Annotated in this window: 8 protein-coding genes; 4 read left to right on the plus strand and 4 right to left on the minus strand. The window is 48.2% G+C overall.

Translation table 11 applies throughout. The annotated features are described in order from the left end of the window. Positions 1-39 precede the first annotated feature (39 nt). Positions 40-213 (minus strand): hypothetical protein, encoded by a 174-nt coding sequence (locus HEQ50_RS04580; RefSeq protein WP_168899343.1) that lies wholly within the window; start codon positions 211-213, stop codon positions 40-42. A 251-nt stretch (positions 214-464) separates the two neighbouring features. Between HEQ50_RS04580 and HEQ50_RS04585 the strand changes: the two genes are divergently transcribed. Both HEQ50_RS04585 and HEQ50_RS04590 read left to right on the plus strand, forming a co-directional pair. Beyond that, a complete protein-coding gene (locus HEQ50_RS04585) occupies positions 465-1,871 on the plus strand; it encodes an MFS transporter (protein WP_168899344.1) in 1,407 nt (468 codons plus the stop codon). 184 nt (positions 1,872-2,055) lie between these two features. Further along, on the plus strand, positions 2,056-2,859 hold the full coding sequence (locus tag HEQ50_RS04590; protein ID WP_168899345.1) for a chitosanase: 804 nt from the start codon (positions 2,056-2,058) through the stop codon (positions 2,857-2,859). On the opposite strand, the gene HEQ50_RS04595 is transcribed toward HEQ50_RS04590, so the two are convergent. From HEQ50_RS04595 to ybaK, 3 genes are all read right to left on the minus strand, one after another. Next, on the minus strand, positions 2,856-3,089 hold the full coding sequence (locus tag HEQ50_RS04595; RefSeq protein ID WP_168899346.1) for a type II toxin-antitoxin system Phd/YefM family antitoxin: 234 nt from the start codon (positions 3,087-3,089) through the stop codon (positions 2,856-2,858). The genes HEQ50_RS04590 and HEQ50_RS04595 overlap by 4 nt on opposite strands. Positions 3,090-3,367: 278 nt before the next feature. Further along, positions 3,368-4,171, minus strand: a complete 804-nt coding sequence (locus HEQ50_RS04600; protein WP_168899347.1) for a hypothetical protein — start codon at positions 4,169-4,171, stop codon at positions 3,368-3,370. Between the two features lie 2 nt (positions 4,172-4,173). Beyond that, entirely contained in the window at positions 4,174-4,677 is a 504-nt protein-coding gene (ybaK, locus tag HEQ50_RS04605; RefSeq protein ID WP_168899348.1) for a Cys-tRNA(Pro) deacylase, read from the minus strand. A gap of 152 nt (positions 4,678-4,829) precedes the next feature. Here ybaK and HEQ50_RS04610 point away from each other — a divergent pair, with 152 nt between their 5' ends. Together HEQ50_RS04610 and HEQ50_RS04615 are read left to right on the plus strand one after the other, a co-directional pair. Next, on the plus strand, positions 4,830-5,555 hold the full coding sequence (locus HEQ50_RS04610) for a GntR family transcriptional regulator (RefSeq protein WP_168899349.1): 726 nt from the start codon (positions 4,830-4,832) through the stop codon (positions 5,553-5,555). A gap of 358 nt (positions 5,556-5,913) precedes the next feature. After that, positions 5,914-8,298, plus strand: a complete 2,385-nt coding sequence (locus HEQ50_RS04615) for a phosphoketolase (RefSeq protein ID WP_168899350.1) — start codon at positions 5,914-5,916, stop codon at positions 8,296-8,298. Positions 8,299-8,484 lie beyond the last annotated feature (186 nt).

The following is an 8,484-nucleotide window of genomic DNA, read 5'->3' on the forward strand; positions in this document are numbered from 1 at the left end:
CTCTCCCAAAATTGGGAGAGCTTTTTGTCTAAGTCTGAACTACTTCAGTGGTTCAGTTTGCTTTTGAACGAGTTGGGTATAGGTTTGTGATAAGGTCTGTTGTGCGGATGCGTTGTCGTTAGTCGTTGAAGCAACGGCTTGCGTAGCAAAGATTCCGGAACCCAAAACAGCAACGGCAGCAACAACAACTAAAACGCGATTAAATACATGCATGATATAAATACCTCTTTTTCTTTCTTCTCTTCTCTTTTGTTCACGTGAACATCGTATGATTTTCTGAAAACAAAGTCAAGGGTCAAAACCAAATGTAATGGTTTACATCAAAGTTTTTTTGACTTTTAACGGAAATTCCCGAGATAAAGGGCTTTCTGCAACCGATTTAATGGCAAAGTTCCCATGAAAATTTTTGAAAAAATGCGTATGATAGTAAGTAACGAGTTATTGTAGGAAAGTGAGATGTTCAAATGACGCAAGCACAAAAAGACCCAGATAAAATTTCTCGTCAAAATTTGATTGCTATTTTTGCGGTAGCGATTATGGCCTTTCTGGGAATTCTGGTCGAGACTTCCATGAACGTGACGTTCCCGACCTTGATGCGTACCATGCACGTTTCTTTAAGTACCGTTCAGTGGATTACCACGGGCTACCTGTTAATGGTGGCACTGCTGATGATTACGTCAGCCTTCTTAAAGCAAAGATTTACGAACCGGCAATTATTTATCGCGGGGGCCTCGCTCTTTATTTTAGGCGATCTAATTTGTGCGCTCGCACCGAATTTTCCGATTCTTTTGTTCGGCCGGTTAATTCAGGCTGGTTGTGCCGGAATCGCGATTCCTTTAATGTTTAATGTTGTTTTGGAAAGTGTTCCCCGTTCTCGGTTAGGTTTTTACATGGGACTAGCTGGATTGATTCTGATGATTGCGCCGGCTAGTGGGCCAACCTTCGGCGGGATCATGGCGTCGTTAGGGAACTGGCGCTTAATCTTCTGGTCCACGCTACCGGTTGAAGCCCTAATTCTCCTACTCGGGGTGGGCGCGATTAACCAGTTCTCTCCCGTCAAGAAGGTTCATTTCGTATGGGGTCAATTTAGCCTGTTGGCCGTGGCCTTCGTTAGCTTCACCATGGGATTGAATAGCTTCACGTCCGCTGGCTGGCTAAGCTGGCAATTCTTGGGGGGCATTCTGCTGGCCATCGTGATGATGACCGGATACATCCTATTAGCGAAACACAGTGAACGTCAATTATTAAAATTGGAGATTTTTCGGAATCCCGTGTTTACGTTTAGCTTTGTTGCCTACGTCATTCTTCAGTTCTGTAACATTGGGATTAACTTTGCGTTGCCCAACTATGCCCAGATTGTCGTGGGGGCTAGCTCGTTATTCGGGGGACTGATGTTGCTACCAGGTAGCCTGGTCACGGCAATCTTACAGCCTTGGTTTGGTCATCTGCTGGATGAGTATGGTGCGCGGTTGCCGATTTTACTCGGAAGTAGCCTATTTCTAGTCGCTGCCGCCGGGTTTACCCTGTTGGGTCAGCGACTCAGTGTTGTGGTGATTGCGATTCTCTACGTCATCTTCAGTATCGGGCGGTCGATGGCCTTTGGAAATACCATGACCAATGGATTAAAGGAAGTCGACTTTAGTCAACGGGCGGATGCCAACGCCATTTACAATACGGGCCAGCAGTTCGCCGGTTCGGTGGGGACGACGATCTTGGCGGCGCTGATGTCTTCCGTGAAGGTCAGTGGGATGTCCTACGCGCACGAGACGGCGTTGGGGAGTCAACTGGCATTCGGATTGATTCTTACGTTAAGCATTTTGAACTTTGGACTGTATGCGATTGTCTTTCACTATCAAAAGTCTGATAAATAATATTTTCGACGCGGCATTTACGATTTTGGTAAGTGCCTTTTTTAATGCGTCGGTGTTGTTTGGGCGGTAAATGGTATCTTGCCGCGAATACTGGTATGCTGAACTTGATAATCGTATTTCAGGCTTGAGACAGCGGATTAGGCGGTTAGAAGTGATAAATAATTTGATTTTGGGGACTGCAATCATGTGGAAAAAACTTTGGTGGGTGTTAATGGGAATAAGTCTGCTCACCTTGACGGGGTGCGCGCTAAGAGCCGTGGCTCCGGGTTATCAACCGGAGCAGACAATTCGGACGGGACAACTGCGGGCGACGACCTTCTCACTGGTAGCGAGTGCTGAGAATTCGACGACAAACTACCGCGAACAGTATGGCTATATTCAGGATATTGGCGATGGTCGCGGATATACGGCCGGGATTATTGGGTTCACGTCCGCAAATGGTGATTTACGGCAGGTCATTCAACGCTATGTCCAACTAAAGCCGTGGCACAATGGCTTACAGTGCTACTTACCGGCCTTAAAGCGAGTTGTGGGTACGGATGCGCACCGCGGATTGGGACCGAGTTTTGTTCGCGCTTGGCGCCAAGCCGCAAAGACGCCACAGTTGGTCCAAGCGGAAAATTGGCTACTGAATCGTCAGTACTTGCAGCCAGCCCTAACGGCCGCTAAGAAGGATGATCTGAGTCCTTTGGGTCAATATATCTATTACGATGCGATCGTTGTTCACGGACCGGGCAATGATGCGACAAGCTTTGGTGGTATTCGGCACCACGCGTTGAAACTGGCTAAATCACCGCGTCAGGGCGGCAATCAGGCTCAGTATCTCAAGGCCTTCCTACGGGCACGGCGGCCAGTCATGCGGCGCGAGGCCGCCCATAAGGACCTCTCCCGGCTGAATGTACAGCAGCGACTGATACAGGCGGGAAATTATCAGCTGACGCGTCCGTTGAAATGGCGGATGTATGGCGATGATTATCGACTGAATTAAGACGAGGCGGTGGGGTCCGTTACTTGTTGTGCCTGCTGAAGGGCGTGCGGCAGGGTTCCGGCCAGCCATAGGTAATTAAGCTCTAGCAGTTGTTCGTAACGAGATTTGCTGAGAACAACGACACTCTGATGGGCATCCAGGGTCACCTCTAGGGGATGGTTGGTGCGGACAACTCGGGTGAATAGACGCTTGGGGTCGGTGCGAAGGTGCGTGAAAGATGTGGTGGTCATGGTGTTCCTCCTCAATCGGTTGGCCTCGGTAACGGTGACGGTAATCGTAGTATAACAGGCCGCCAGCTAGAAAGATAGAACGAATGTTCCCATGAATAAACTGATGAGCGGACCAGCAGCGAGGTGGCTGGCTAATTCGCCGTAAAAATAAATATCTCGATAACACAAAAGAGCCTGGACAAAATGCCCAGGCTCTTGATGTCTTCGAAGATAAATTGCTGAAACGTCGGTCACAACTCAGCGGGGCTTCGGACCAGTCCTTTGCCCCACGTGGGGTATCAATGAATCTTTATCTGAAAAGCAAGGCGCACCACCAGATTGGTGAGCAGTGAGACCAACAGCGCGTAGCCCAGAATTAGGGCCAACAGAATCACCGCGGCTGTGATGACGCGTAAATAACCAGTGGCGATATTGCCCATGGTTAAAATCACGGTGATTACCACGAATACCGTCACAAAGCCAATCAGGCCAATCCGTGAATTGGCAAAGTCGGCGGCACTGAGGTCAAAGCCACCAATGCTGATATTTAACGATAGCAAAATCATGATGAACCAGCGGATGAGGGGATGACGGTCCCCACCCAGCGCGGCGATGAAGCCGTTCCAATCCAGATTGAAGGGGTCGGCCACGAGCGTAAGCATGCCGGTGAAGAGACTGGGAATCAGCAGGGCCGTTAGTCCCAAGAGGACCAGTGCGCAGCCGAAGATGGGGGCAATCCCAATGAAAAGATTGCCGGTGGTCTGGTACCAATTGCGGCGATTCCACGTGTGATTGACGTAGCCCAACGCGAGGTCGGGGTTACCATCCGCGCCGATTTGCTGGGGATGGGGCCGCTTGAGTAACCGCACCTGATCGATACGGTGGCCAAAGATAATGGCGACCAAGAGGTGACTGAGTTCGTGAAGAAAGATGCCGATGAACCCCAGATAAAGTTCACTGTTGACCCCTAACCCGTTGGCCAAGAATTTCTTGGTGTCGCGGTTCAGATAGGTAAGCAGAGTGACAAAGATAAAGGGGATCACCAGGAGGTCTAGCCCCACGAGATCGAGATTTTTTAAGATCAGGCTCAGGTCGGTATTCATGGTTACTCCAGTAGGTCGGTGAACGTGCCATGAACCAGGTTGGCGAGGTCCGTGGCGTCTAATTCAACTGACCGGCCAATCTGTCCAGATGATACGAGAATCGTCCCTTGTTCCTTGGCGGAGTTATCGAAGTAGATGGGGAAGTGATTCTTTTCCCAAATACCCACCGGCGTATTGGCGCCGTGTTCATAGCCCGTGGTCTTGACCAGATCCTTTAGGGGCACCATATCGACTTTTTTATTACCGGACGCCTTCGCTAGTTTCTTTTCGTTGAGGTGTTCGTCAATCGGGACGACACCAACGACGGGGCCGGTAGTCGGCCCACTGAGCACCAGCGTCTTATAAATGCGGTGTTCCTCGACCTGGGCGTGGTCGACTTCCATTTGAGCCACGTCCCCTTTGATGTGGGTCGCAAATTCAATTTGCTTATAAGCCACCTTGTTTTTATCGAGAATCTGTTCAACTAGCGTCTTGTGCAGACGTTTGCCTTTCTTTTTCTTAGCCATTTGACTCACCTTTCACTACAAAAATTTCAAAATTGGACCGCACTTTAAAAACAAATGGAACGGTTGTTTCCTGATAAAAGCAGACACCGCCGCCAAAACCTGTTATACTCTATCACAGTAGAAGTCTAGTTGAAGAGTTATGAGGAGATATCATGGCAGATTTAGTCTATCGACAGGTCATGCGGGACTTAAAACAACGCATCCATCAAAATGAATTTCCCAATAAGCGGCTGCCAGATGAACGAAGCCTGAGCGAAGCGTATGGGGTCAGTCGCAGCTCAGTTAAGCGGGCGCTCAGTGTGCTCGCCAACCAGGGGATTATCTTTAAAAAGCGGGGTTCGGGAACCTTCATTAACCCATTATATATGAAAAACCAATCGATTTTTCAATATGAGGGGTCAAATTTAGGGATTACTGACAGTATGAAGTCGGCGGGCACGACGCCGGGCATTCGTTTGCTCAAATTCGACGTTATTCCCGCTAGCAAGGAAATTCAGCAGGATTTGTTCTTGGCTGAAGGGGACTTTGTCTATGAGATTAAACGACTCCGGTTGTTTGAGGACAAGCCGTTTATGATTGAAACGGGCTATATTCCCATTAAGATTGCGCCGAACCTGTCCCAAAAGACCGTTTCGGAGTCGATCTTTAACTATTTAGAGTCGCAAGGAAAAGTCGTCACCAAGTCGTTCATGTCCATTCGAACGCAGCCCTCCACGGCGGATGATCAAAACTTATTGAATCTAAAACCCGTGGAACCCGTGGGCATTATGGAGGGTGTTTTCTTCCTAGATGATGGTACGCCGTTTGAAGTGTCCAACATGCGCCTACACTATCAATATTTGAACTATAACACCTTTGTTTCATTAGATGAAGAATAAGCAATGAAAAATGACGCCTGAGAAGGGGTCATTTTTTTATTGGTCTAGTTTAGGGATTAGCATAACACGAACATTATCCGGGCGTATCCTTATATTGGTATAATTTATTTGAATGAAAAAGCCACCGTAAATAAGCCCGCAACTGGCAATTAAGTCAGGCGGGACAAGGATTTGTTAAGAGGTTCGACTTTTTCGTAAATTGATACGGTCCAATTGTCAAAAAGGTTGACTTTTATTTAAAAAGCGTTATTATGATAGTTGTAAAAAGCATCCCGGTAGTCATTACGAGATAAATTTTACGTTAAGTTCTATCAACTAGATTGTGCAGTTACAAATTCAAAGAAGGAGTGTTAATTACATGGCAAATGCAGACTTCGACTCCAAGAGTTACTTGGAAGGCGTTGACAAGTACTGGCGTGCAGCAAACTACTTATCAGTAGGTCAGTTATTCTTGCGTGACAACCCATTATTGAAGCGTGACTTAACCTCTGATGACGTGAAGATCAAGCCAATTGGACACTGGGGGACCATTGTTTCTCAAAACTTTATCTATGCTCACTTAAACCGGGCAATCTTAAAGTACAACCTGAATATGTTCTACATTGAAGGTTCAGGTCACGGTGGCCAAGTTATGGTTTCTAACTCATATCTTGATGGTAGCTACAGTGAAATTTATCCAAACATTTCTCAAGACGAAGAAGGCTTGAAGCGTTTATTCAAGCAATTCTCCTTCCCAGGTGGCGTGGCTTCCCATGCCGCACCTGAAACGCCAGGTTCTATCCACGAAGGTGGGGAACTTGGTTACAGCCTGTCACACGGTACTGGTGCCATCTTAGACAACCCAGACGTGATCGCCGCTGTTGAAATTGGTGATGGGGAATCCGAAACTGGCCCACTGGCAGCTTCATGGTTCTCTGACAAGTTTATCAACCCAATCAAAGATGGTGCGGTTCTGCCAATCATCAACATGAACGGGTTCAAGATCTCTAACCCAACCATCCTATCACGGATGTCCGACGAAGACTTAACCAAGTACTTCGAAGGAATGGGTTGGGACCCTCACTTTGTTGAAATCGACGTCGGCGACACCGACTACATGCGGGTTCACGAAGACATGGCTAAGACGATGGACGAAGTCATCACGAAGATTAAGGCTATCCAAAAGCATGCTCGTGAAAACAACGATGATTCATTGCCTAACTGGCCAATGATTATCTTCCGTTCACCTAAGGGCTGGACTGGTCCTAAGGCTGACTTGGATGGTAACCCAATTGAAGGCTCATTCCGTGCTCACCAAGTGCCAATTCCTGTTGCCGCTGGCGATATGGAACACGCCGACATGTTGGTTAACTGGTTGAAGTCTTACAAGCCAGAAGAACTCTTCAATGAAGACGGTTCTGTTAAGCAAGAAGTCCGTGACATGGCACCTAAGGGTGAACAACGGATGGCCATGAACCCAATCACTAATGGTGGGATCAAGCCACAACCATTGAAGCTCCCTGACTACAAGAAGTACGCCGTGGACACGACTGAACATGGCAAGACGATTGCCCAAGACATGTTGGTTTGGTCCAAGTACTTGGCCGACACCATGAAGTTGAACCCAGATTCCTTCCGTGCCTTTGGTCCTGATGAATCCAAGTCTAACCGGCTTTACGCTATGCTGGACTACGGGAAGCGTCAATGGATGGAAGACATCAAGGAACCTAACGATGAAAACATGGCACATGAAGGCCGGGTCATCGATTCTCAACTGTCCGAACACCAAGCTGAAGGTTGGTTGGAAGGTTACGTTCTGACTGGTCGTCATGGCTTCTTCGCTACCTACGAATCATTCGGTCGGGTCGTGGATTCCATGTTAACCCAACACTTCAAGTGGTTACGTAAGGCTGCGGAACAAGAATGGCGTCATGATTACCCATCCTTGAACTTCGTTGACACGTCAACTGTCTTCCAGCAAGACCACAACGGTTACACCCACCAAGATCCTGGGATGTTGACCCACATGGCCGAAAAGAAGCCAGCCTTTATCCGTGAATACTTGCCAGCCGATGCCAACACCTTGTTAGCCGTTGGTGACGTTGCTTTCCGGAGCCGCGAAAAGATTAACATCATCGTTACTTCCAAGCACCCACGTCCACAATGGTTCTCCATTGATGAAGCCACGAACCTGGTTCACAATGGGTTGGGCTACATTGACTGGGCTTCTACGGACCAAGGTCAAGAACCTGACGTTGTCTTCGCTGCCGCTGGTACCGAACCAACTTGGGAATCCTTAGCCGCAATCTCATTGTTGCATGATGAATTCCCAGAAATGAAGATTCGCTTCATCAACGTGGTTGACCTGTTGAAGTTGCGTTCTCCTAAGTTGGACCCTCGTGGGATTTCCGACGAAGAATTCGACCGTCTGTTTACGACAGACAAGCCAGTTATCTTCGCCTTCCACGGTTTCGAAGGTTTGATCAAGGACTTGTTCTTCGATCGTCACAACCACAACCTTCACGTTCATGGTTACCGTGAAAACGGGGACATTACCACGCCATTTGACATGCGTGTCCTGAACCACTTGGATCGTTACCACTTGGCTAAGGAAGCCGTTGATGATATCGATGAATATGCCATTAAGGGCGCCTACTTCGCACAACGGATGGACGACATGGTTGCTAAGCACAATGCTTACATCCGTGAAGTCGGAACCGATTTGCCAGAAGTTAACGCTTGGCAATGGAAGCCATTGAAGTAATCCTCGGATTACCGATCTGGTAATTAATCTGATTTAAATAAGAGCACTACCTTGGCTTGTTTACGCCGAGGTAGTGCTCTTTTAGTCGTGCGCCCGGCATGGGCGCTAACTAGGCGGTGAAAATCCGCTGTGGGCCGTAGTAGTCGGAACCACGAGCCGAAGGCAAAGGTGTCCATCGCGAGGTGG

The organism is Lactobacillus sp. HBUAS51381 (assembly GCF_012641095.1).
In the GTDB taxonomy this organism is placed as follows: Bacteria; Bacillota; Bacilli; order Lactobacillales; family Lactobacillaceae; genus Levilactobacillus.